Raw genomic sequence first — 22,476 nt, forward strand, 5'->3', positions numbered from 1 at the left:
GGCCGTCTTCGGGCTTCTTTCAGGTGAAGGCGTCGGGCATCGAGGCCTTCTTCTCCGCGATAAACGCCTTCAGCGCCTCGTCTATCGCTGGGTCAAGGTATGGCGCCTCATAGCTTTCCAGCCAGCGGCGCGCCAGCTCGTTGCCGCGCTGTTCGGCCCGCTTCTCGCCCTCTGCCAGCCATTGCTCGTAGGAATTGTTGTCGGCAATCGATGAGCGATAGAACGCGCTCTGGAAATTGGCCTGGGTGTGGGCGCAACCGAGATAATGGCTACCGGGGCCGACCTCGCGGATCGCATCCATCGCCTGCCCGTTTTCCGAAAGATCGACGCCTTCGGCGAAACGCTGCTGCATGCCGAGCTGGTCGATATCCATCATGAACTTGTCATAGGAAGAAACCAGCCCACCCTCCAGCCAGCCAGCCGCATGCAGCACGAAATTCGTGCCGGCGAGCAGCGTCGAGTTGAGCGTATTGGCGCTTTCATAAGCCGCCTGCGCATCCGGCAGCTTCGAGGCGCAGAGCGAACCGCCGGTGCGGAACGGCAAGCCGAGACGCCGGGCCAGCTGCGCCGCGCCATAGGAGACGAGCGACGGCTCCGGTGTGCCGAAGGTCGGCGCCCCTGATTGCATCGAGATGGACGAAGCGAACGTGCCGAAAATGACAGGCGCGCCGGGGCGGATCAGCTGCGTAAGCGACGCCCCGGCCAGCACTTCCGCCAGGATCTGCGTCAGCGTCCCCGCCACCGTCACCGGGCTCATTGCGCCGGCAAGGATGAACGGCGTGACGATGCAGGCCTGGTTATGCCTCGCATAGACCTTCAGCGCGCCCAGCATCGTCTCGTCGAACACCATCGGCGAATTGGCATTGATGAGGCTGGTGAGCACCGTGTTGTTTTCGACGAAATCATCGCCGAACAGGATCTTGCACATCGCCACCGTGTCTTCGGCCCGCTCCGGCGCCGTCACCGACCCCATGAACGGCTTGTCCGAATAGCGCATATGCGCATAGATCATGTCGAGATGGCGCTTGTTGACCGGCACGTCGACCGGCTCGCACACCGTCCCGCCGGAATGGTGGATATTCGGCGCCATATAGGCGAGCTTCACGAAATTCTGGAAATCCTCGATCGTCGCATAGCGGCGGTTGCCGTCGAGGTCACGCACGAAGGGCGGGCCATAGACGGGCGCGAACACGGTCGCGTCGCCGCCGATTTGCACCGAACGTTCAGGGTTGCGCGCATGCTGGGTATAGGTGGATGGCGCGGTCTTGAGCAGCGAGCGGCAAAGCCCCCTGGGGAAATGCACACGCTCGCCTTTGACATCCGCGCCCGCCTGCCGCCACAGCTCCAGCGCTTCCGCATCGTCGCGGAACTCGATGCCGATCTCTTCCAGAACAATATCGGCATTGGCCTCGATCAGCGCCAGACCTTCCTCGCCAAGCACCTCATAGACCGGCACCTTGCGGGTGATATAGGTCAGCGACTTGCCCGGCCCACCGCCGGACCGCGCAGCGCGCCTTGCCGCCGCCCCGCCGCTGGCGCCGCGCCCACGCCGACCGCCGCGCTCTTCGCCGCTTTCCACCGATGCTTCGCCAGACGTTTCTTTATCCATTTATTTCTCCCGCGCCTCTGACGCAGTCTCCTTTGCGCATATTATAGCAATATCCGAACTGATTGGGGCAGCAATTCCGTCCGCGCCAAACCATGGCGTTTTAAGACATGTGAGGTCGCTTTTAAGCGATGGATTTTTGCCGCTTGCGGATTATGTGATGAATATGGGATTGGCCCGTTCCGGGTCTTAAAATGGGATGCGTCCATGGCCGACGATGAAATCATTCTCTCCGAACTTTCCGACGCCGAACTCGTGCAGCAGATGCATGACGATCTCTATGACGGCCTGAAGGAGGAGATCGAGGAAGGCACCAACATCCTGCTCGAACGCGGCTGGGCGCCTTACAAGGTGCTCACCGAGGCGCTTGTCGAGGGCATGCGCATCGTCGGCGAGGATTTCCGCGACGGCATCCTCTTCGTGCCGGAAGTGCTGCTTTCGGCCAATGCGATGAAAGCGGGCATGTTCATCCTGCGCCCCCTGCTCGCCGCCACCGGCGCGCCGAAGCAGGGCAAGCTCGTCATCGGCACCGTCAAGGGCGATATTCACGATATCGGTAAGAACCTCGTCGGCATGATGATGGAGGGCGCAGGCTTCGACGTCATCGACCTCGGCATCAACAACCCGGTGGAAAACTATCTCGCCGCCATCGAGGAGCACCAGCCCGACATCATCGGCCTGTCGGCGCTACTCACCACCACGATGCCCTATATGAAGGTCGTCATCGACACGATGAAGGAAAAGGGCATCCGCGACGATTACGTCGTGCTGGTCGGCGGCGCGCCGCTCAACGAGGAATTCGGCAAAGCCGTCGGCGCCGACGCCTATTGCCGCGATGCCGCCGTGGCGGTGGAAACCGCCAAGGATTTCATGAAGCGCCGGCACAATCAGCGTGGCGCGGGGTAGATCATATAGCGCCCTCCCTCCCCCTTGCGGGGAGGGTGTCCGCGTTAGCGGACGGGTGGGGGTGGTGATGGCAAGTGGAACGCTGAATGGCATGGAACCGATATAACCCCGCCCCGCCCAGCGCTTCCGCCGCCCATAACGCTCCGCGCTTGCGCAAGACAATGACCGACACGGAACGCCGCCTCTGGACCGCCCTGCGAAAAGAATTACCCGAAGCTATGGGTACGCATTTCCGCCGCCAGATGGCTATCGGCCCCTATGTGGCGGATTTTGTTTGTCTCGGCCATCGTCTGATCATCGAGGTCGACGGAAAAATTCATGAAGACGAAGATCAGCGTCGACACGATTTTGAACGTGAGGTCTATCTGCGGAGCCAGAACTTCCGCATACTGCGCGTCTCCAACGCCGACGTGATGCTGGATATGCCCTCGGTACTAAACCGAATTGCAATCGCGCTTTCCGTCCGCACCCCCACCCCTAACCCCTCCCCGCAAGGGGGAGGGGAACAATCGTAGCTCTACTTCACGGCCTTCTTCACCGCCTGGGCGGTGCCTTTGACATCCTTGCTCACACCGGTCACCGTATTGGCGCAGGAAGCGAGTGAAAACGCACAGAGAACGGCAATCAACGGCACGACGCGCGATGCTTTCATGGACGGTGTCTCCTGATCTGGTAATATGATGACGATCCGCGGAATCACATTTCCGCCCCAATGAGGGTACCGGGATGCACGCGCTTGGCAAGATGGTGTCTGAACGACGGCACGTTTCCCAACCGGAGAAAGTGCGGGTGATCGCCTGTGGCATGATTGCCCGCGAAATTTTGAGCATTCGCGAGCAGTTCGGCCTCGATCATCTCGAGCTGAAATGCCTCCCCGCCGTCTATCACCATTACCCTGATAAAATCGCCCCTGCCGTCGAGCGGGCGATCAAGCGCGCCAGGCGCGAGGGCATCGAGCATATTTTCGTCGGCTATGCCGATTGCGGCACCGGCGGCCTGCTGGACAAGGTTTGCGAGAAATACGGCGTGGAGCGCATCGCCGGACCGCATTGCTTCTCCTTTTATGTCGGCAACGAGGCTTTCGCGAAACGCTGGGACGACGACATGACGTCCTTCTTCATGACCGATTTCCTCGCCCGCCAGTTCGAGACCTTTCTGGTCAAACCGCTCGGTCTCGACCGACATCCCGAATTGCGCGACATGTATTTCGGCAATTATTCCAAAATGATTTATCTGGCGCAGACGGACGATCCCGAACTTTCGCGCAAGGCCGAGGAAGCAGCTCGCTTTCTGGGGCTCGCCTATGAGCGCCGCTTTACCGGTTTCGGCGATCTGGTTCCTGCTATCAGGGATGCAACCGCAATCCACCGCGATTAAGCCTGATCTCGCGTGCATGTCATTGAAATATCATCATCGGCGGGCGATATGGAGCGCATGAACCAAAAGCCGCACCCGACTCCCCGACAGGAAACCTCCACGCCGGCAGGCGAAGCTGCCGGCTCCGGCAAGCCATCCGGCATTTCCGACCGCCGGCCTTTGTCGCAGGTTTTCGAGGATCTGGCGCAGAATGCCACCAGCCCGATCAGCTTCGGACAGATCGAGAAGGCGCTCTCCGACCGCAGCTTCGCCACGCTCCTTACCTTCTTCGCCCTGCTCAATCTCCTGCCGCTGCCGCCCGGCACCGGCATCATCACCGGCATCCCGCTGGTGCTCCTTTCGGCCCAGATGGTGCTGGGCTTCGAAACGCCCTGGCTGCCGCGCGTCCTGCGCGAGCGTTCGCTGGCGCCGGAACGTTTCCGGCAATTGTCTGAGAAGGGCACCCCGTGGCTCAGGCGCATCGAGCGCTTCATCCGCCCTCGCCTATGGCCCTTCGCCCGTCATCATGGCGACCGCTGGCTTGGCCTCCTGACGCTGATCCTCGGGCTTGCGGTGGTCTTCCCCATACCGCTCTCCAACTGGCTCCCCGCCTTCGCCACCGCCATCATCGGCGCGGCGCTGACCGAGCGCGACGGCGTTCTCATGACCATCGGCGTCCTGATCGGCTTGATCTCCCTTGGCATAATCGTCGGGGTGCTGTTCACCGCCGGAGCGCTCATCACCAAGCTGCCTTTCCTGAATTGACGGATGCGTTTCCAGTGACGCAAACGCGATAGCCGTCCGCGTCGTTTTTGGATTGCAACGCGTCGTCGCGCAGCAAGCCATAACCAGCAATTCCAGCGATGCTGGCGATACGGAGAGATGAAAACGCATGGCCGATCTCGTTGTCGTTTATTGGCGGGACATACCCGCCCAGGTAATCGTGAAGCAGGGCCGCAAGAGCGCCAAGCGCGAATTGCCGCAGCGTTTCACCGAAGCGATCGATATGTGCGCCATGCGTGTGGGCGCTGAAGGCACCGACGCCTATCTCGCCGAATGGCGGCGCGGAACGCCCGTGGCCGTCGGCGACGATCTGGAAGCGGAAGCCGATGCGGCGTTTGCCCAGCTAGACAGTGAATACACCCAAGACCGCCTCGTGGCGCTGGTAAAGGCAGGTGGACATGACCATTCATGAGCTGAAATCCTCTCAAGCGACCCGCATCGCCGCATCCATCGAGCTGGCGCCAAAGCAGGCAATCGAGTCGCAGGATCTGCCGAGTCTGTTCCCGGCGGGAAGCCGCGTTTACATAACCGACATGGGCACCGACACGGTCGATACATTGACCACCGCCGCCCGGCGCGTGAGCGACCTCGGCTACAAGCCCGTGCCGCACTTCGCCTGCCGCCGCTTGACCACCAAAGCGGCGCTTGAAGTCCGCATCCAGCGCGCGGCTGAAGAAGCTGGCGTCACCGATGTTCTCATTATCGGCGGTGGGCTGGAGCGCCCTGCGGGCGAGTTCAACTCGACCATGCAGGTCCTCGAAACCGGCTTCTTCGACCGCTACGGCATCACCGAGATGGGCATCGCCGGCCACCCCGAGGGCAGCCCCGATTTTTCCGAAGCCGTGGCCATCGAAGCCCTGCGCCTCAAAAAGAATTTCGGCGAGCGCACCGGTGCCCGCCTGCGCATCGTCACGCAGTTCGGCTTCGATGCGGAACATTTCATAATCTGGAGTGAAGGCCTACGCGACGCCGGCATCGACCTGCCCGTTCATCTGGGCATTGCCGGTCCCGCCAAGATCACCACGCTCATCAAATATGCCGCCATGTGCGGCATCGGCAATTCCATCACCTATTTGAAGAAGAACGCCCTGTCGTTGACCGCTCTTGCCACCAGCCACTCGCCGGAAGGCGTCGTCGGCCCCATCGAGCGGCATGTGCTGGAAAATCCGACGAGCAATATCAAGCAGATCCACGTATTCCCCTTCGGCGGCATCAGACAAGCCTCCGAATGGCTGGTCGAACGTGGTACTTGGAATCCACATACCGTCGCCCCTGTCGCCGCCGCGCAATAAGGAACAAATCCGCATGACCCGCACCATCGTCGCCTCCGCGACACGAGAAATCGTCATCGGTTTCGACCAGCCCTTCTGCGTCATCGGCGAGCGCATCAACCCGACGGGGCGCAAGAAGCTCGCCGCCGAAATGGTCGCCGGCAATTTCGAGACGGTCATCAAGGATGCGCTGGAGCAAGCGGCTGCGGGCGCGACGATGCTGGATATCAACGCCGGCGTCACCGCCGTCGATCCGAATGCGACGGAGCCTGCGCTGATGGTGCAGACGCTGGAGATCGTCCAGGGACTGGTCGATTTGCCGCTCTCGATCGATTCCTCGGTCAGCGCCGCCATCGAGGCCGGGTTGAAGGTCGCCAAGGGCCGTCCGCTGGTCAACTCGGTGACGGGGGAACTGGAAAAGCTCGAAGCCATCCTGCCGCTCATCAAGAAATACAACGTGCCTGTCGTGGCGATTTCCAATGACGAGACCGGTATTTCGGAAGACCCAGACGTGCGCTTCGAAGTGGCCCGCAAGATCGTGCGCCATGCCGCCGATTACGGCATTCCGGCGCATGACATCGTCGTCGATCCGCTGGTCATGCCGATCGGCGCGATGGGCACCGCCGGGCTGCAGGTCTTCCGGCTGGTGCGGCGGCTGCGCGAGGAGCTGGGCGTCAACACCACCTGCGGCCTTTCCAACATCTCCTTCGGCCTCCCCCACCGCCACGGCATCAACGCCGCCTTCATCCCCATGGTCATCGCCAGCGGCATGACGTCAGCCATCATGAACCCCTGCCGCCCGCAGGAGATGGAAATGGTCCATGCAGCCAATGTGCTGAACGGCACAGATGCCAATTGCGGCAAATGGATCAATAAATACCGCGACCACCAGCCGACCCACGCCGCCAATGCCAATTCCGGCCAGCCGGTACCGGCGGGCGACAATGGCGGACGGCGACGTGGGGGGCGCGAGGCAAGGCGGGGGGTGGTGGTGTAGGGGCAGATATCGACCCCCTTCACCCTCGTGGTTCGAGGCTCGTTTCGCTTCGCTACACTCACACCTCACCATGAGGGTGAAGGGGCGGCGAGCGCTTCATTGGCCCTACCTTGCTTCACTGCGCAGATAAGCTCGAAACGGCCCATAATGCGAACTATTATAGAGAGGGACATTGTTTGCCATAGAGAGGGCGCTGTATTCAGTAGCTCTTGGAGAGGCATCTCAGGAGCCCTCATGGTGAGGTGCGATTGGAGCGAAGCGGAATGAGCCTCGAACCACGAGGGTGCTTGGCGCCAACCCCAAGATCAAGGTTTGGGTATCAGATGACCGCGACGGGACAATTCAGGCAATCCCTCATAATTGAGAGCGATCAGTGCTTCCTTTTTGCGCCGCGACCAGCCTTTGATCTGTTTTTCTCGCGCAATGGCCTCTTTCACAAGATCATAAGTTTCCGAGAATACGAGTTCCACCGGCCGTCTGTTCCACGTATATGCCATTTCATCAGGCAGATGGTTATGTTCCCATATCCGGGATTCGACCGACTGTTTTGTAATGCCGGTATAGTAGCTCCCATCGGCGCAGCGCAAAATATAGACAGTTGCTTCAACCATCATGCCCCTCGTCCTTCGAGGCTCGCTACGCTCGCACCTCAGGATGAGGGGCATGATAGCGCCGCCCGAAAGCACTGCAATAGGTAATCCATGAGCACCGACCCCCTCGTCCTCTTCATGCCCTCGGGCAAGCGCGGGCATTTCCCGGTTGGCACACCGGTTCTCGAAGCCGCGCGGTCGCTTGGCGTCTATGTCGAAAGCGTCTGCGGCGGACGCGCCACTTGCGGGCGCTGCCAGATCGAGGTGCAGGAGGGCCGGTTTGCCAAGCACGGCATCACCTCCGCCAACGAGCATATCTCCGCCATCGGCCCGAAAGAACTTCGCTACGCCGAAAAGCGCGAGCTGAAGCCGGGACGCCGCCTCTCCTGCTCCGCCACCATTGAAGGCGATCTCGTCATCGACGTGCCGCAGGACGTCCAGGTCAACGCCCAAACCATACGCAAGGACGTCGACACCCGCAGCATCGAGCGCAATCCGGCGGTCCACATGTGCTATGTCGAAGTGGAAGAGCCCGACATGCACAAGCCGCTCGGCGACCTCGACCGGTTGAAAGCAGCGCTTGAAAAGGACTGGGGATACAAGGAGTTGCAGGTCGATGCCTATCTCCTGCCCAAACTCCAGCAGATCCTGCGCAAGGAAAAATGGGGCGTCACCGCCGCCATTCACCACGGCGAGGAAACCGGCCGCCCGACATTGATCGCACTCTGGCCCGGCCTCAAGAACGAGGCCTATGGTATCGCCTGCGACATCGGCTCGACCACCATCGCCATGCATCTATCCTCGCTTCTTTCGGGCCGCACCCTCGCCTCGGCGGGCGCGTCCAACCCGCAGATCCGCTTCGGCGAGGATCTGATGAGCCGCGTTTCCTATGTCATGATGAACCCCGACGGGCGCGAGGCGATGACGCTTGCGGTTCGCGAGGCGGTCAACAACCTCGTTGACAAGGTCTGCGCCGATGGCGGCATTGCGCGCGAGGATATTCTCGACGCCGTCTTCGTCGGCAATCCGATCATGCACCACCTGTTCCTTGGCATCGACCCGACGGAGCTCGGCGGCGCGCCCTTCGCACTCGCCGTCTCGGGTGCCATGCATCTGAAATCGTCGGATATCGGCCTGCCAATGAATCCCGGCACCCGTGTCTACATGCTGCCCTGCATCGCCGGCCATGTCGGCGCGGACGCCGCCGCCGCGACGCTCAGCGAAGGCCCGCACCGGCAGGACGAGATGATGCTGCTCGTCGATGTCGGCACCAATGCCGAGATCGTATTGGGCAATCGCCAGCGCACCGTCGCGGCCTCCTCACCCACCGGCCCTGCCTTCGAGGGCGCGGAAATCTCCGGCGGACAGCGCGCCGCGCCCGGTGCCATCGAGCGCGTGCGCATCGACCCGGACACGCTGGAGCCGAAATTCCGCATCATCGGCGTCGAGCAATGGTCGGATGAGCCGGGGTTCGCGGAAGCAGCGAGCCGCACCGGCATCACCGGCATTTGCGGGTCAGCTATCATCGAAGTCATCGCGGAAATGTACCTGTCCGGCATCATCTCCGAGGATGGCGTCATCGACGGCAGCCTAGCGCAAATCCAGGAAAAGTGTGAAGCGGTTTTCCGTCCGGATTTGCGCAAAAAAAACAACGCCCGCTCGCCCCGCATCACCGCCAATGGCCGCACCTTCTCCTATCTCCTGCATGAGGGCAGCCCGCGCATCGCCATCACCCAGAACGACGTGCGCGCCATCCAGTTGGCGAAGGCCGCGCTCTATGCCGGGGTGAAGCTGCTGATGGACAAGCTCGGCATCGATCATGTCGATCAGATCCGCTTCGCCGGCGCCTTCGGCTCGTTCATCGATCCGAAATACGCCATGGTCCTCGGCCTCATCCCAGATTGCGAGCTGGAAAACGTCAAGGCCGTCGGCAATGCGGCGGGAACCGGCGCGCGCATGGCGCTGCTCAACCGCGATTACCGCCGCGAAGTCGAGGAAACGGTGGGCCGCATCGAGAAGATTGAAACCGCACTGGAGCCGAAATTCCAGGAGCATTTCGTCTACGCCATGGCGATCCCCAACAAGGTCGATCCCTTCCCCAAGCTCTCCGCGGCGGTGAAGCTGCCGGAGCGGAAATCCGATGGCGATGGCTCCGACGGTCCGGCAGACGGCTCCCCCCGCCGCCGCTCCCGCGAGGAACGCGCCGCGCGCCGGAACCGAGGTTAGAGCGGCTCCTGTTTTAATGGATTCGCTAGATACCCCCCTCTGCCCTGCCGGGCATCTCCCCCTCAAGGGGGGAGATTACGCCTTCATGGCGCTCGCCACCAATCGCAGACGTTACAGAATAGATACGACGACTCGTGTCAGCCAATCTCCCCCCTTGAGGGGGAGATGCCCGGCAGGGCAGAGGGGGGTACTGCCTCGCCAACTGCTCTCTTTGCTGCCTCCTCCCATCGACACCCGTTTCGCTTTCTGCGAATAAGGCCGCATGATCACATGTTTCGACATCGGCGGCACGGCCATCAAGAGCGCGCGGGCAACCTCGCCGCAAGATATCAAGGCTTTGGACCGCGTTCCGACACCACTCAACGATTTCGACGCATTCGCCGCCGCAATCGGCAGGATAGCCACTGAAGCGACCGGCAACGACCATAGCCTCGTCTCGATTTCGCTTGCCGGCGTCATCGATGCCGATAGCGGGCGCATCACCTGCGCCAATATCCCGTGCATCGATGGGCGCCCCCTCGTCGCCGACCTCGAAGCAGTCCTGAAAAGACCCGTGCTGATCGCCAATGACGCGGATTGCTTTGCGTTTGCCGAAGCAATTCTGGGCGCGGGGCGCGGTCATCGCGTGGTGTTCGGTGCAATTCTGGGCAGCGGCGTGGGAGGCGGCATCGTCATCGACGGCAAGGTCCTGACCGGAGCCGGCGGCTTTGCCGGGGAATGGGGCCACGGGCCGATTTCCGCCACGCTCGCCGGCAACCCGCCGGTCGCCATACCGCGTTTTGCCTGCGGCTGCGGCCAGACCGGATGCATCGACGCCATATGCAGCGCCCGCGGCCTCGAAAAGCTGCATCGCTATCTCCATGGCATGGAGGCAACCAGCACCGAGATCATCGACGCCTGGACAAGCGGCGATGCGAACGCCACCCATACCATCAATTGCCATGTCGACATCCTGTCGGACGCGCTGGCGCTGGTCGTCAATGTGCTCGGCGCATCCATCGTGCCCGTCGGCGGCGGACTGTCGAATTCGATGCCATTGATAGAGCGGATCGACGCGGCGGTGCGCAACCGCATATTGCGCAAAACGGACAAGCCGCTGGTGGTGCGCGGCGAATGCCGCATCGAACCGGGCCTCATCGGCGCGGGTCTGCTTGGGCTGGAAGCACGGCCATGAGCCACATCCTGCTGGAAGTCTGTGTCGATGATGCCGAAGGGCTGGAAGCGGCGATCGAAGGCGGCGCCGACCGCATCGAGCTTTGCTCCGCGCTGCAACTGGGCGGCCTCACCCCCTCGCCCAGCCTCATCGCCCTTGCGTCACTGGCAACGATCCCAGTCTATGCGATGATCCGCCCGCGCGCGGGGGATTTCGTCTATACGGACCGCGAGATCGAGCAGATGCAATATGATATCTATGCCGCGCGCGCGGCGGGCCTCGCTGGCGTGGTGTTCGGCGCCAGCCGCCCCGACGGCAATCTTGATCCTCACGCGCTTGAGCAACTCATGCGCGAGACAGACGGCCTCGGCACGACACTCCACCGCGCTTTCGATCTGGTGCCGTATATCGATGAAGCTGTACGCATTGCCATCGACACCGGCTTCGGGCGCATCCTCACGTCGGGTCGGGCAAGGACAGCGCTGGAAGGTTTGGATGATCTGGAAAAAGCATTCGCTGCGGCGGACGGTAAAATCTCGATCATGCCTGGTTCCGGACTGACGGCGGAGAATGTAGAAACGTTGTTGTCTCGCCTGCCCGTAACCGAGGTGCACGCCTCATGTGGCGTTGCTCTACCGTCAAGGGAAGGAAATATAGTTCGCCTTGGTTTTGAGGACGGCCTGCGGCGAAAGACTGACAAACATCGGGTGGCGGCGCTTAAGCGAAAGCTTCTTTAAATACAGATAGTTGTTGCTATTATCAGACTCAAAACGATAAGCGTTTCCGCGCTTCCTCTCACCCTCCTCTGGCTTGCCAGCCATCTCCCCCTCAAGGGGGGAGATTACGCCTTCACAGGCGTATATACCAATCGCCAACGTTGCAGAATAAGAACCGTCATTGATGACAGCCAATCTCCCCCCTTGAGGGGGAGATGCCCGGCAGGGCAGAGGGGGGTGAGAGGAAGCGCGGATCAGCAAATCCATCAACCACGCCCTCAAAACTTCCCCGTCCGCCCATACTTCTCAAAAATCCCGCGCAAATGCTCCGCCACCACCTCCACATGCTGGCCGGCATTCTTGGCGACGATCATGCCAAGCTGGTAGCTGCCAAGCGGCGGCAGGCCGTGTTCCGGGCCGAGCGGGACGAGCCCCTCGCTCAGCAGCGTCTTGCCGAATGGTGCGATGGCGAGATCGGCGAGGATTGCCGACCGCTGGCCCGTGGTATGCGCGCTCATATAGGCGACGCGATACTCGCGCCCCGCTTTTTCCAGCGCCTCAAGCGCGTTGCCGCCCCAGGCGCAGCCCTCCTCCCACATGGAAAGCGGCAGCGGCTGGCGCTCATGCGCGGTGCCGCATTTGGCGCCGGCCCACACCAGTTCCTCGGTCATCAGCACCTCGACATCGCTGGTCTTCGGCACAAGGTTCGACAGATTGATCATGGTGATGTCGAGGCGCTTCTCATCTATCCGCCGGCGCAGATTTACGCTCTGGTCGATGACGACATCCACCGTCACGCTGGGATGCGTCTCGGCGAAGCGCTTCAGCACGTAGGGCAGCACCCATTCGCCGATATCGTCGGGCGACCCAAGCCGCACAAGGCCAGAAACGGTCGGCGCCACGAACTTCGCCACCGCCTCCCGGTTGAGCGCCAGCATCCGCCGCGCATAGCCCAGCAGCAATTCGCCATCGCTCGTCAGCGAAACGGACCGCGCATCGCGCTCCAGAAGCGTGGTGCCAAGCGTCTCCTCCAGCTTCTTGATCTGCATCGACACCGCCGACGGCGTGCGGAACACCGCATTCGCCGCCGAAGAGAAGCTTCCCGTCTCGGCGATCATCACGAATGTCCTCAAAACGTCGAGGTCGAGAATAGGCAGCGGATGGTGCATCGGAGCGGTCATGTCCAGCCTCATGGATCAAATATATTGAATTCACATGTTCATCAATTTCGTTTGATTGAACATCAACATCATCCGATAGTCAAGAAAGGAAATAGAAATGGCTGCTCAGGAGAAACGCCATGGCCGACTGCAACGACAACTATCTCGATCAATATAATGCGCATCTGGCACGATTTGCCCATCGGGCTATCAGGGCTTTCGAGAACTTCACCTCCCCGATCGCCGGAATGTTCGAGGAGATGGCAGCAAGGAAGCGGCGACGGAAAACGATCCTTGCCCTCGCCGCTCTGCCGGAGAACATCCTTCATGACATCGGCTGGCCGGATCTCTATGAACGGCAATTTCATGAGGATAAGAACTGATGCCCCCAAGGGTAGCGAGCGGCATACCGTTGCCCCAGCCGCTCGCGACCTGTTTACCCTTTTCCGCCTTTTTATGAGAATTGCCTGTTTGCGACAGTTATTTCGTCGCACTTCCCCTGGAATTCGTTCTATGGTTCAATGGCTTTAGGTCGCAAAGAAACCAGAATAATGGTTCATACGCGACAGGGAACGGAATGATAGCCATGAATCAGAAAACGCTTGTAAAGCGCTCCTTCGTCTTTTTTCTCGTTCCCGATTTCTCGATGATCGCGTTTGCGACGTCCATCGAGCCGTTGCGCATTGCCAACCGGATGCTGGGCTACAACGCCTATCGCTGGCGTCTGGCATCGAGCGACGGCAAGCCCGTCACGGCATCCAATGGCGTCGAATGCGCCGTCACCGCCTCGCTGGAGGATGAGCGCCGCTATCTGACCGGCGAGGAACGGCCCTCGATGGTCCTTGTCTGCTCCGGCATCAATGTCGAGAAATTCCAGAACAAATCAGTCTTCGCCTGGCTGCGCGAGGAGTTCAACCGCGGCGTCTCAGTGGGCGGCCTCTGCACCGGCGCCCACATTCTCGCCGCCGCCGGCCTTCTTTCAGGCAAACGCTGCGCCATCCATTGGGAAAACCTGCCCGGTTTCGCGGAAGCTTTCCCTAAGGCCGATGTCTATGCCGATCTCTTCGAGGTCGATGGCAACATCTACACCTGCGCCGGCGGCACCGCCGCGCTCGACATGATGCTGAAGCTCATCGGCGACGATTTCGACGACAATCTGGTCAATCGCGTTTGCGAGCAGGCCCTGACCGACCGGGTGCGCAACCCGCACGACCGCCAGCGCCTGCCGCTGCGCGCGCGCTTGGGTGTGCAGAACTCCAAGGTGCTGACCATCATTGAACTGATGGAGGCGAGCCTGACCGAGCCCCTGTCGCTGATCGAGGTGGCCGACCATGTCGGCCTGTCGCGCCGCCAGATCGAGCGCCTGTTCCGCCACGAGATGGGCCGCTCGCCCGCCCGCTACTACCTCGAAATCCGCCTCGACCGCGCCCGCCATCTGCTCATCCAGTCCTCCATGCCCGTGGTGGAAGTAGCCGTCGCCTGCGGCTTCGTCTCGGCCTCTCATTTCTCGAAATGCTACCGCGAGCTTTATGGCCGCTCACCGCAACAGGAGCGGGCGGAGCGGAAGCAGCCGATGGCGGCGTAAAAATTTAGGCTTACCACTGAATGCTGATGGAGGAGCGCGCGCCACTGCTTTCCAGCCATCTACCACCTCTCACATAGTCATCCTCGGGCTTGACCCGAGGATCCACGGCGAGGAGGCGAGAATGGTACTATCATCCGCTACAGGATCGTTGGCATAGAGCAGAATATAGGTCGAACAACAAACACAGCTTTCGCTTGCTGGAATGCGTTGATGGAGCGGCGCCGTCTGTACCCCCTCGCCGTGGATCCTCGGGTCAAGCCCGAGGATGACGACGTGAGAGGTGGGTGATGTCCGGCAGGACAGAGGGGGGCGCTGTCCCGCCAGCACTTCTATTTTACACCTACCCTCTCATCCGCTCATTCTCCCCATCGAACGGCGATTCCGAAATGACGGTCGCCTTGTGCATCTTGCCCAAAATCCGGATATCAAGCTCCGTACCCAGCGCGGAGAACTCCGGCTTCACCATCGCCAACGCCAAGCTCTTCCCCAAGCGCCAGCCATAAGCGCCGTTCGTCGCCCGGCCGATGAGCTTGCCGTCATGATAGATCGGCTCCGAGCCACGCGCGTCGGCATCGCCGATATCGTGCACCTCCAGCGTCACGAAATTCCACTTCAGCCCATTTTCACGCGCGCTCACCACCGCGTCGCGACCGATGAACTCGCCCTTGTTCGGATGCACGAAGCGGTCTAGGCCGGATTCGTAGGCATTGTACTCGATGGAGAGTTCGCGCGGGATCAGGCGGTAGGATTTCTCCACCGACATCGCCAGCATGGCGCGGATGCCGAACGGCTTGATGCCGAATTCCGCGCCTGCTTCCATCAGAAGATCGTAGATCGTGTTCTGCTGCTCGATCGGATGATGCAGTTCCCAGCCGAGCTCGCCGACGAAATTGACGCGCAGCGCATGGGCTGTCGCCGGGCCGACATTGATCTGCTTGCCCGATAGCCACGGGAAATCCTCGTTCGCAAGGCTCGTGCGGGTCAGCTTCTGGAGCACCTTGCGGCTGTTCGGCCCGGCCAGCACCAGCACGCCCAGCTTCTGCGTAACGGGGCGAAGCCGCACCGAGCCATCGGCGGGAAGCAGCTTATGGAGATAGTCGTGGTCGTGATTTTCATAAGCACCGGCGGAAACCAGATAGAACAAGCCCGGATAATATTCATAGACGGTGAATTCCGAGCGCACCCCGCCATTCTTGGTCAGGAGATGGCAAAGCGCGATACGGCCCTGCTTCTTCGGGATACGGTTGGCGAGGATGCTATCGAGCCACGCCTGAGCGCCCGGCCCGGACACCTCCATCTTGGCGAAGGCCGACATGTCGAGCAGGCCGACATTCTCGGAAACGTTCTTCACCTCGTTGCCGACATGCTCGAAATAGTTCGAGCGGCGGAACGACCATAATTCCTTGACCTTGCCGTCGGCATCCGGCTTCGGATGGTTGTGGTTGAGCAGCACATCCGGCTTGTCGAGCGAGGCGACATCGATGCCGTAGCCCTCTGGCGCGAACCAGTTGGCCCGCTCCCAGCCATAGACCGAACCGAATACCGCGCCGAGCGCCTTCTGGCGGTCATAGGAAGGCGAGCGCTTCAAGGGCCGCGCCGCGCCGCGCTCCTCATCAGGATAATGGACGGAGAAGACCTCCGCATAGGCCTCCTCGTTCTTCTCCTTGAGATACCCCTCGGTCGCATAAGGGCCGAAACGGCGCGGGTCTACGCCCATCATGTCGATGGAAGGCTCGCCCTCGACGATCCATTCCGCCAGCTGCCAGCCAGCGCCCCCCGCCGCCGTCACGCCGAAGGAATGGCCCTCATTGAGCCAGAAATTCTTGAGCCGTGGCGCGGGACCGATGATCGGCGAACCATCCGGCGTATAGGCGATGGCGCCGTTATAAACCTTCTTGATGCCGACTTCGCCGAAGGCCGGAACGCGGGCGATGGCCGTCTCGATATGGGGCATCAGCCGCTCCAGATCCTCCTGGAACAACTCGTACTCGCTCTCATCCGAGGGACCATCAACATAGCAGACCGGCGCGCCCTTCTCATATGGTCCGAGCAGGAGGCCGCCATTTTCCTCGCGCATGTACCAGGAGGAATCGCTCTCACGCAGCACGCCCATTTCAGGCAGGCCCTTGGCCTTGCGCTCCAGGATCGCCGGATGCGGCTCGGTGACGATATATTGATGCTCGACCGGAATGACGGGAACATCGAGGCCGACCATTCGGCCCGTCTGCCTGGCAAAATTGCCGGTGGCGGAGATAACATGCTCGGCAAGAATATCGCCCTTGTCGGTCTTCACCAGCCATTGGCCATCCGGCTGCTGCTCGATACCGGTCACCGTGGTGTAGCGGTAGATCGTGGCGCCCAGATCGCGCGCGCCCTTGGCCAACGCCTGCGTCAGATCCGCCGGCTGGATATAACCGTCATCGGAATGCTGGATCGCACCGAGAATGCCGTCCATCTCCGCCAGCGGCCAGATTTCCTTGACCTCTTCAGGCGTCAGGAGTTTTACCGGCACGCCGATGGTTTCGGCCACGCCCGCATAATACATATATTCGTCCCAGCGGTCTTTGGTGCGGGCCAGACGGATATTGGTGCAATTGGTGAAACCGACATTCATGCCGGTCTCTTCCTGCAGTTCCTGATAGAACTTCACCGAGTATTTATGGATCTGGCCGACCGAATAGCTCATGTTGAACAGCGGCAACAGGCCCGCCGCGTGCCAGGTCGAGCCGGAGGTGAGTTCCTTGCGCTCGATCAGGACGGCATCGCTCCAGCCCTTCTTTGCCAGATGGTAGAGCGTCGAAACGCCCACCACGCCGCCACCGATCACCACCGCACGGGCATGGGTCTTCATATCGTATCGTTCCCCTTGGAAATAAGGCTGGATTTTTGAGGCACTATGCCGAGCGCCCTGCTTTTAATAAGGCCTGTTTGCGACATGGAGCGCCGCGCGTCCATTTGGAAGCGCGAAGAAAGACACCTTGTCATTTTGCTGCCCATGCCCGATTAAGGGCCTAGGGGGCAGGATCGATCATGATGGACATATCGGCGACGGAAAACAATGACAATGGCGGGCGCAAGCCATTCCTGCGCCGCGTTGTGGCGATGCCGCTCGCGTGGCTCGGGCTGGTTCTGCTGTTGCTTTGCGTTCTCCTTTCCCTTCCCATCGTCCTGCCGATCGGCCCGATGTATTGGGATACCTACATCTATTACGATGCCGCGCAGCGCATCTTCAACGGCCAGATCCCCAACACCGACTTTCTCACCCCGGTGGGTCCGCTCGCCTATTATCTCTTCGCGCTGGGATTGAAGCTTTTTCCTCATGCCCAGCCGCTTTTGCTCACCCAATGGGTCATCCTGTTTGTCGCCGCGCCGCTGATGGCCTTGGTGCTCGGCGATATCGCCCGCACCAGACGCCCTGTCACCGTTGCACTGATCGTCCCCTTCCTGATTTTAGCCATTTGTCCCGCAAATGTGCAGATATTCCATACCTATCCCGGCATGGATGGCTTCGGCATCTACAATCGCCACGCCACGCTTCTGCTCTATGTGCTCACGTCCGCCCTGATGTTCGTGAAGGATGGGCGCAGGCTCGCCATCGTCTGCGGGCTGACGATGCTTTCCCTCTTTCTCGTCAAGATCACCGGCTTCCTTGCGGGAGGGATGATCGGCCTGCTGGCATTATTGTCGGGGCGCATTTCCTGGCGCAGCGTCCTGCTGGCGGGCGCGGTGTTTCTCATCATCCTCGCCTGCCTGGAATTCAACGGGCGCATGATAACGGCCTACCTCAACGAAATCGCCCTGCTCATTCAATTGAACCGGGAAGCGCTGCTTCCCCGCTTCCTTACCGCCCTCTCCGCCGATCTCGATATCATCCTGGCGGGAGCGATGCTGGCGTCCGTCCTCTTCTGGACGGAACGAGGCAGGCTCACCGCCGCTTTCAGGGCCGGAGGCATCGCCGGCATACGCCATGGGCTCGACAGCAATTTCGTCTGGCTGGGCGTGGCGCTTGTCGCCGGCATTTTCTTTGAAACGCAGAACACGGGCAGCCAGGACTTTTCCTTCCTGTGGCCGATCCTCCTTGCCATTTTTATCCAGTCCTCGCGCGCGCCCCTCCCGCGCCAGCTTTTGATCGCGGTGCTCATCGGCTTCGTCGCCATCCCCTACACGGCCAAGATCGTTCACAAGACGCTGCGCGCCATCGCGGTGTCGCCCCGCTATGTCGCCGCACAGATGACCGACATGAAATCGCTGGCGCAGGTTTCCACCCATCGGAATATCATGGAGCGCGCCCTGCTGATGGAAAAACACTATCAGCAATATGGCGATGCCTACGCCGACCTCTCCGCCAAGGGCCAGCTTCCGAGCTGGCAGCTCTATTCCGAACTCGACTACCAGATGTACTGGCTGATTTCCGCGGATGGAGCCGTCAAGGATATCCGGAAATTCGAGGCCGCGCATGGCGTCCACTTCGCCACGATCATGAATCTCGATTTCCCCAATCCCTTCCCCTGGCTTCTCGATCGCGACGCGCCTCGCCATATCCAGATCGGCGCCGATCCCTTCCGCACCGTGCCGCCGCCCGACGCGGCGGCCAAAGCGGCGATAGCTGAGACCGATGCCGTGCTCGTGCCGCACTGCCCGCTCACCACCGGCCGCCGCGAACTCCAGCGCATCTATGCCGGTGCGCTTGAGGGAAAGCAGAAGGTGAAGCTCAACGATTGCTGGGATATGCTGCTGCGGCCGGGGCTCGTGCCGTCCGACGGTTGAGGCTTGAAACCAACGCGCCTCTGCTTTAGATTACGGGAGTGCTGACAGGGAGCGCTAACTCCTTCAGTCCTTTACTCGCTTCGTAGTTCGACAGCGACCCGCACGGAGACCAGGCCGTGTGGGTCTTTTCGTATTGCGACGTGAAAGAGACTGGCTTGAAACGTGTCACAGAAAATACTAGATTGGAGTGGGCCAGGAGCGTCAACTCCTGACCCTTTTCGCTCAGACTAGGAATTGAACCCGCACACGGACTGTCCAGCCAGTGCGGGTTTTCCTTATCTCAAGCGTGACGATAATAGGCACAGAATAGCCCATTGGTATCACTCCTGTTCGAGAGCAAAGCCGTGCCTCGGCCGACGTGGCTCATCCTCGCCGGTTGAGCGCTGGCTGGCTCAGCGCTCTGCTGCTTCTGCTCCCGAATATTCTCAATCAAGCATTGAATCAGCGAAGCGACAAGCCTACCGCACCTGCGCCTTGACGAAATCCTTGACGATCCGGACGATGCCCCGCGACAGCACTTCATCCAGCGCCGCGATGAATTGGTCGACATGCTCCCGCTCGCAGATCAGCGGCGGCTCGAGACGCACCACATTGCGGTTATATTCAGTGAAAGCCACCAGAACGCCATGGTCGCGCAGCAAATGACTGCCGATGAACCCCGGCAGCGATCCTTTCAGCTTGTCATCCAGCATGGCAAGCACGGGTCGCAATACCATCGGCATCGTCTTGGAAAAATCATGAAACTCCAGGCCGACCATCAGCCCCTGCCCGCGCACTTCCTTGATGAGCGAGGGATATTTTCCCTTGAGCCCCTCAAGCCGCTCGACCAGATAAGTTCCGGTAGACGCGGAATTGTCGATCAGGTGCTCATCGTAGAGCACATTCAGCCCCTCGATGGCCGTAATACACGCCTCGCCGATACCGCCAAAGGTGGCCATGGCGTGGATCAGCGCCGTCTTCGGCGTTCCATAGGCCTTCATATAGACCTCGCGCCGGGCAATCATCGCCGCCATCGCGGTCTTGCCGCCGCCGAGCGATTTGGCCAGCGCCGTCACATCGGGCACCACGCCATGATGCTCGAAAGCGTAGAATTTGCCCGACCGGCCAAGCCCGCACTGCACCTCGTCCGCGACCCAAAGCACACCGTACCGGTCGCAAAGCGCCCGCAGCTTCTGCCAGAATTCGGTCGGCGCCGTGACGATCCCGGCCCCACCTTGTATCGTTTCCAGCACGATGACGCCGATCTCGGGATCGGACTTGAACGCGTTCTCTATCGCCTCGATATCGCCGAAAGGCACACGCACCGTATTGTCGATGAGCTTGAACTCGCCGCGATAGAGCTTGCCGTCGGTGACGTTCAGAACGCCCTTGGTTTTGCCATGGAACGAATTCTCCGCATAGACCACTTTCGGGCGCTTCGGCCCGGCAGCGCGTTCGGCAACTTTCAGCGCCGCCTCCATCGCCTCAGAGCCGGAGGAGCCGAAGAACACCATGTCGAGATCGCCGGGGCTGCAGGCGGCGAGATTATGCGCCAGCGCCGCCGCATATTGCGACATGAAGGCCATGGCGATCTCGTGGCGCTTTTCCTCCTGAAAGGCCTGGCGCGCCGCGAGAATGCGCGGATGGTTGTGCCCGAAGGCGAGCGAGCCGAACCCACCGAAAAAATCGAGGATCTTGCGACCATTCTGGTCGACGTAGAACATGCCTTCGGCGCGCTCGACCTTGATCTTGTCGAAGCCGAGCAGCTTCATGAAATGCAGTTGCCCGGGATTGATATGTGCGGAGAAAAGCTCCGTCATGCGTGGCAGGTCAAGCGCCTTGGCCTCTTCGACCGTCAGCAATTTAGGCTTCGGCGTCATCCCGTACTCCCCCCGTTTCTATTTCGCGGCCAGCGGCACCATCTGCGCCACCGGCCTGCCGTCAATCTTGTTGCGATATTCCTTGTAAGCGGCGACAAGCATGTCCTCGTCACGGAACTTCGGCTTCCACCCGAAGGCAGCGAAGGCGCGTGATGTGTCTCTCACACAATATTCATCGGCGATCAGATACTGCTCGGGATCCATCACCGGCTTGTCGATAGCATCCAGCAGCTTGAGCGTAGCCTTGACCGCGAAGGCAGGCGTCGGCAGCAGAATCGATTTCGAGCCCGCCTGTTTGATCAGCCCCCCAAGCAGCGCGCGCACCGAAGGCGGGCTCGACGAGCCGAGATTATAAGCGTCATTCGGCACGCCGTGCTCGCAGGCGAGGCGCGCGATTTCCGCGCAATCATAGACGGAAATGAACTGGTAAGGGTTCTTGCCCGAGCCGATCATCGGCACAGGAAAATTGCGGTCAACGAGCTTGAACAGCTTTTCCAGAATGCCGAGACGGCCAGGACCGATGATCAGCCGCGGGCGCATGATCGAGATGTTCATGCCACGCGCGCGCCAATCGGCGGCAAGCGCCTCCGTCGCGGCCTTCGACTTGCCGTATTCACCCAGCGGCGCAATCGGATGGTCCTCCGTCTGCGGCGAGACGACAGTATGGCCATAGACCATATCGGTGGTGAACTGCACCAGTTTCGAAGCTCCCGCCCGGTCCATGGCGCTCATGATATGGGCGGCGCCGTGATAATTGACCGGCCAGAAGAATTCATGCCGCTTGGCGCGCACCTGCAGCGGCGAGAGCATCTTGGCGGCGAGATTATAGACCATGTCATCCGGCTGGAGGCCGATCGCGTTCACCTGCACTTCGCTGGTGACATCGCAATGGACGAACCGCGCGTTGCCGTAATGCGGCAGTTCGGACCGGACGATATCCGCGACGACGACCTCCTCGCCCCGCGCTACCAGATCATGCGCCAGATAGCGGCCGACAAAACCGTCGCCGCCGAAGATGATATGTCTCATGATTTCCCCCGCTGTTCTGTTTATTTTGCACCGGCTTCGGCATGAACCGCCGCAGAAGCCGCCGCGCGGCCATGCCCGCTCTGGGCGATCAGCACTGTGCCGATGCAGATAAAGGCGATACCGGCGATTTTCAGAGTTCCGAGCTCTTCCTTGAACAGGGCCCACGCGAAAACAGCGACCGCCACATAGGCGAGACTCAAGAACGGATAGGCGAAGGAGAGATCGACTTTCGACAAAACGTACAGATGGGAGGCCATCGAGATGACAAAGACCGTAAGCCCTGCGAATACCCACGGATTGAACAGTATTTGGAACATGCGCTGGATAAGCGTATCCGCGCTGAAGCTGATGGGTCCGAGCGAGATCATGCCGTATTTGAGCAGTATCTGCGCCGCGGCATTGGTCATCACCGTAAACAGAATAAAAGGAATATATTTTGTCATCGCACCCACCCGTTTGCTACAGCATGACC

Annotated in this window: 21 protein-coding genes; 13 read left to right on the forward strand and 8 right to left on the reverse strand. The window is 60.7% G+C overall.

The features are described from left to right. Nucleotides 1–19 precede the first annotated feature (19 nt). Nucleotides 20–1,609 carry a trimethylamine methyltransferase family protein gene (locus C7477_RS02285; RefSeq protein WP_110748530.1) on the reverse strand — a complete coding sequence of 530 codons (1,590 nt, stop codon included), beginning with the start codon at nucleotides 1,607–1,609 and terminating at the stop codon, nucleotides 20–22. Between the two features lie 204 nt (nucleotides 1,610–1,813). On the opposite strand from C7477_RS02285, the gene C7477_RS02290 reads away from it, so the two are divergent. Continuing rightward, complete coding sequence (locus tag C7477_RS02290; RefSeq protein ID WP_110748533.1) at nucleotides 1,814–2,512, forward strand: corrinoid protein; 699 nt, start codon at nucleotides 1,814–1,816, stop codon at nucleotides 2,510–2,512. An 86-nt stretch (nucleotides 2,513–2,598) separates the two neighbouring features. Then, nucleotides 2,599–3,027, forward strand: a complete 429-nt coding sequence (locus tag C7477_RS02295; protein ID WP_110748536.1) for an endonuclease domain-containing protein — start codon at nucleotides 2,599–2,601, stop codon at nucleotides 3,025–3,027. Nucleotides 3,028–3,029: 2 nt separating this feature from the next. Here the strand turns inward: C7477_RS02295 and C7477_RS02300 are convergent, their stop codons facing one another. Beyond that, entirely contained in the window at nucleotides 3,030–3,164 is a 135-nt protein-coding gene (locus C7477_RS02300) for an entericidin EcnAB (RefSeq protein WP_110748539.1), read from the reverse strand. A 74-nt stretch (nucleotides 3,165–3,238) separates the two neighbouring features. On the opposite strand from C7477_RS02300, the gene C7477_RS02305 reads away from it, so the two are divergent. From C7477_RS02305 to C7477_RS02325, 5 genes are all read left to right on the forward strand, one after another. Further along, on the forward strand, nucleotides 3,239–3,889 hold the full coding sequence (locus C7477_RS02305) for a DUF1638 domain-containing protein (RefSeq protein WP_245411691.1): 651 nt from the start codon (nucleotides 3,239–3,241) through the stop codon (nucleotides 3,887–3,889). Between the two features lie 57 nt (nucleotides 3,890–3,946). Continuing rightward, nucleotides 3,947–4,633, forward strand: a complete 687-nt coding sequence (locus C7477_RS02310; protein ID WP_110748817.1) for an exopolysaccharide biosynthesis protein — start codon at nucleotides 3,947–3,949, stop codon at nucleotides 4,631–4,633. 127 nt (nucleotides 4,634–4,760) lie between these two features. Continuing rightward, nucleotides 4,761–5,063: a virulence factor gene (locus C7477_RS02315; protein WP_110748542.1), complete on the forward strand. Its 303-nt coding sequence runs from the start codon at nucleotides 4,761–4,763 to the stop codon at nucleotides 5,061–5,063. Beyond that, nucleotides 5,050–5,943, forward strand: coding sequence for a methylenetetrahydrofolate reductase (locus C7477_RS02320; RefSeq protein WP_110748545.1), 894 nt, complete (start codon nucleotides 5,050–5,052; stop codon nucleotides 5,941–5,943). The genes C7477_RS02315 and C7477_RS02320 overlap by 14 nt, the downstream gene beginning before the upstream one ends. Before the next feature lie 13 nt (nucleotides 5,944–5,956). After that, nucleotides 5,957–6,919: a methyltetrahydrofolate cobalamin methyltransferase gene (locus C7477_RS02325; RefSeq protein WP_110748548.1), complete on the forward strand. Its 963-nt coding sequence runs from the start codon at nucleotides 5,957–5,959 to the stop codon at nucleotides 6,917–6,919. 305 nt (nucleotides 6,920–7,224) lie between these two features. On the opposite strand, the gene C7477_RS02330 is transcribed toward C7477_RS02325, so the two are convergent. Continuing rightward, entirely contained in the window at nucleotides 7,225–7,530 is a 306-nt protein-coding gene (locus C7477_RS02330; protein ID WP_110748819.1) for a GIY-YIG nuclease family protein, read from the reverse strand. Between the two features lie 90 nt (nucleotides 7,531–7,620). Here C7477_RS02330 and C7477_RS02335 point away from each other — a divergent pair, with 90 nt between their 5' ends. The 3 genes from C7477_RS02335 (at nucleotide 7,621) to C7477_RS02350 (ending at nucleotide 11,625) form a co-directional block, all read left to right on the forward strand. After that, the gene (locus C7477_RS02335; RefSeq protein WP_110748551.1) at nucleotides 7,621–9,735 is read left to right on the forward strand and encodes an ASKHA domain-containing protein; all 2,115 of its coding nucleotides are present in this window, start codon (nucleotides 7,621–7,623) and stop codon (nucleotides 9,733–9,735) included. 262 nt (nucleotides 9,736–9,997) lie between these two features. Continuing rightward, entirely contained in the window at nucleotides 9,998–10,909 is a 912-nt protein-coding gene (locus C7477_RS02345) for an ROK family protein (protein ID WP_110748554.1), read from the forward strand. Beyond that, on the forward strand, nucleotides 10,906–11,625 hold the full coding sequence (locus C7477_RS02350) for a copper homeostasis protein CutC (RefSeq protein WP_110748558.1): 720 nt from the start codon (nucleotides 10,906–10,908) through the stop codon (nucleotides 11,623–11,625). The genes C7477_RS02345 and C7477_RS02350 overlap by 4 nt, the downstream gene beginning before the upstream one ends. Nucleotides 11,626–11,882: 257 nt before the next feature. Here C7477_RS02350 and C7477_RS02360 read toward each other — a convergent pair whose 3' ends face one another. Further along, nucleotides 11,883–12,785 (reverse strand): LysR family transcriptional regulator, encoded by a 903-nt coding sequence (locus tag C7477_RS02360; protein WP_110748561.1) that lies wholly within the window; start codon nucleotides 12,783–12,785, stop codon nucleotides 11,883–11,885. Nucleotides 12,786–12,904: 119 nt separating this feature from the next. Here C7477_RS02360 and C7477_RS02365 point away from each other — a divergent pair, with 119 nt between their 5' ends. Then, nucleotides 12,905–13,147: a DUF1127 domain-containing protein gene (locus C7477_RS02365; protein WP_110748564.1), complete on the forward strand. Its 243-nt coding sequence runs from the start codon at nucleotides 12,905–12,907 to the stop codon at nucleotides 13,145–13,147. Between the two features lie 203 nt (nucleotides 13,148–13,350). Further along, nucleotides 13,351–14,349 carry a GlxA family transcriptional regulator gene (locus tag C7477_RS02370; RefSeq protein WP_110748821.1) on the forward strand — a complete coding sequence of 333 codons (999 nt, stop codon included), beginning with the start codon at nucleotides 13,351–13,353 and terminating at the stop codon, nucleotides 14,347–14,349. 340 nt (nucleotides 14,350–14,689) lie between these two features. On the opposite strand, the gene C7477_RS02375 is transcribed toward C7477_RS02370, so the two are convergent. Then, nucleotides 14,690–17,200 carry a GcvT family protein gene (locus tag C7477_RS02375; RefSeq protein WP_110748567.1) on the reverse strand — a complete coding sequence of 837 codons (2,511 nt, stop codon included), beginning with the start codon at nucleotides 17,198–17,200 and terminating at the stop codon, nucleotides 14,690–14,692. Nucleotides 17,201–17,451: 251 nt separating this feature from the next. Between C7477_RS02375 and C7477_RS02380 the strand changes: the two genes are divergently transcribed. Then, nucleotides 17,452–19,116 (forward strand): hypothetical protein, encoded by a 1,665-nt coding sequence (locus C7477_RS02380; RefSeq protein WP_110748823.1) that lies wholly within the window; start codon nucleotides 17,452–17,454, stop codon nucleotides 19,114–19,116. Between the two features lie 458 nt (nucleotides 19,117–19,574). On the opposite strand, the gene C7477_RS02385 is transcribed toward C7477_RS02380, so the two are convergent. From C7477_RS02385 to C7477_RS02395, 3 genes are read right to left on the reverse strand one after another with little or no spacing between them, the layout of a single operon-like run. After that, nucleotides 19,575–20,975 (reverse strand): aspartate aminotransferase family protein, encoded by a 1,401-nt coding sequence (locus C7477_RS02385; RefSeq protein ID WP_110748571.1) that lies wholly within the window; start codon nucleotides 20,973–20,975, stop codon nucleotides 19,575–19,577. Nucleotides 20,976–20,993: 18 nt separating this feature from the next. Further along, entirely contained in the window at nucleotides 20,994–22,004 is a 1,011-nt protein-coding gene (locus C7477_RS02390; RefSeq protein WP_110748574.1) for an NAD-dependent epimerase/dehydratase family protein, read from the reverse strand. A 20-nt stretch (nucleotides 22,005–22,024) separates the two neighbouring features. Further along, entirely contained in the window at nucleotides 22,025–22,447 is a 423-nt protein-coding gene (locus tag C7477_RS02395) for an EamA family transporter (RefSeq protein ID WP_110748577.1), read from the reverse strand. Nucleotides 22,448–22,476: the final 29 nt, after the last annotated feature.

It is taken from the genome of Paramesorhizobium leguminum, from assembly GCF_003217235.1.
In the GTDB taxonomy this organism is placed as follows: Bacteria; Pseudomonadota; Alphaproteobacteria; order Rhizobiales; family Rhizobiaceae; genus Paramesorhizobium; species Paramesorhizobium leguminum.

Coding starts and splice junctions, on each gene's coding strand:
- C7477_RS02310 (WP_110748817.1), top strand. CDS start 3,947: ATGAACCAAAAGCCGCACCCGACTCCCCGACAGGAAACCTCCACGCCG.
- C7477_RS02350 (WP_110748558.1), top strand. CDS start 10,906: ATGAGCCACATCCTGCTGGAAGTCTGTGTCGATGATGCCGAAGGGCTG.
- C7477_RS02330 (WP_110748819.1), bottom strand. CDS start 7,530: ATGGTTGAAGCAACTGTCTATATTTTGCGCTGCGCCGATGGGAGCTAC.
- C7477_RS02320 (WP_110748545.1), top strand. CDS start 5,050: ATGACCATTCATGAGCTGAAATCCTCTCAAGCGACCCGCATCGCCGCA.
- C7477_RS02375 (WP_110748567.1), bottom strand. CDS start 17,200: ATGAAGACCCATGCCCGTGCGGTGGTGATCGGTGGCGGCGTGGTGGGC.
- C7477_RS02380 (WP_110748823.1), top strand. CDS start 17,452: ATGCCGCTCGCGTGGCTCGGGCTGGTTCTGCTGTTGCTTTGCGTTCTC.
- C7477_RS02295 (WP_110748536.1), top strand. CDS start 2,599: ATGGCATGGAACCGATATAACCCCGCCCCGCCCAGCGCTTCCGCCGCC.
- C7477_RS02305 (WP_245411691.1), top strand. CDS start 3,239: ATGCACGCGCTTGGCAAGATGGTGTCTGAACGACGGCACGTTTCCCAA.
- C7477_RS02300 (WP_110748539.1), bottom strand. CDS start 3,164: ATGAAAGCATCGCGCGTCGTGCCGTTGATTGCCGTTCTCTGTGCGTTT.
- C7477_RS02335 (WP_110748551.1), top strand. CDS start 7,621: ATGAGCACCGACCCCCTCGTCCTCTTCATGCCCTCGGGCAAGCGCGGG.
- C7477_RS02290 (WP_110748533.1), top strand. CDS start 1,814: ATGGCCGACGATGAAATCATTCTCTCCGAACTTTCCGACGCCGAACTC.
- C7477_RS02360 (WP_110748561.1), bottom strand. CDS start 12,785: ATGACCGCTCCGATGCACCATCCGCTGCCTATTCTCGACCTCGACGTT.
- C7477_RS02390 (WP_110748574.1), bottom strand. CDS start 22,004: ATGAGACATATCATCTTCGGCGGCGACGGTTTTGTCGGCCGCTATCTG.
- C7477_RS02385 (WP_110748571.1), bottom strand. CDS start 20,975: ATGACGCCGAAGCCTAAATTGCTGACGGTCGAAGAGGCCAAGGCGCTT.
- C7477_RS02285 (WP_110748530.1), bottom strand. CDS start 1,609: ATGGATAAAGAAACGTCTGGCGAAGCATCGGTGGAAAGCGGCGAAGAG.
- C7477_RS02370 (WP_110748821.1), top strand. CDS start 13,351: ATGAATCAGAAAACGCTTGTAAAGCGCTCCTTCGTCTTTTTTCTCGTT.
- C7477_RS02315 (WP_110748542.1), top strand. CDS start 4,761: ATGGCCGATCTCGTTGTCGTTTATTGGCGGGACATACCCGCCCAGGTA.
- C7477_RS02395 (WP_110748577.1), bottom strand. CDS start 22,447: ATGACAAAATATATTCCTTTTATTCTGTTTACGGTGATGACCAATGCC.
- C7477_RS02365 (WP_110748564.1), top strand. CDS start 12,905: ATGGCCGACTGCAACGACAACTATCTCGATCAATATAATGCGCATCTG.
- C7477_RS02345 (WP_110748554.1), top strand. CDS start 9,998: ATGATCACATGTTTCGACATCGGCGGCACGGCCATCAAGAGCGCGCGG.
- C7477_RS02325 (WP_110748548.1), top strand. CDS start 5,957: ATGACCCGCACCATCGTCGCCTCCGCGACACGAGAAATCGTCATCGGT.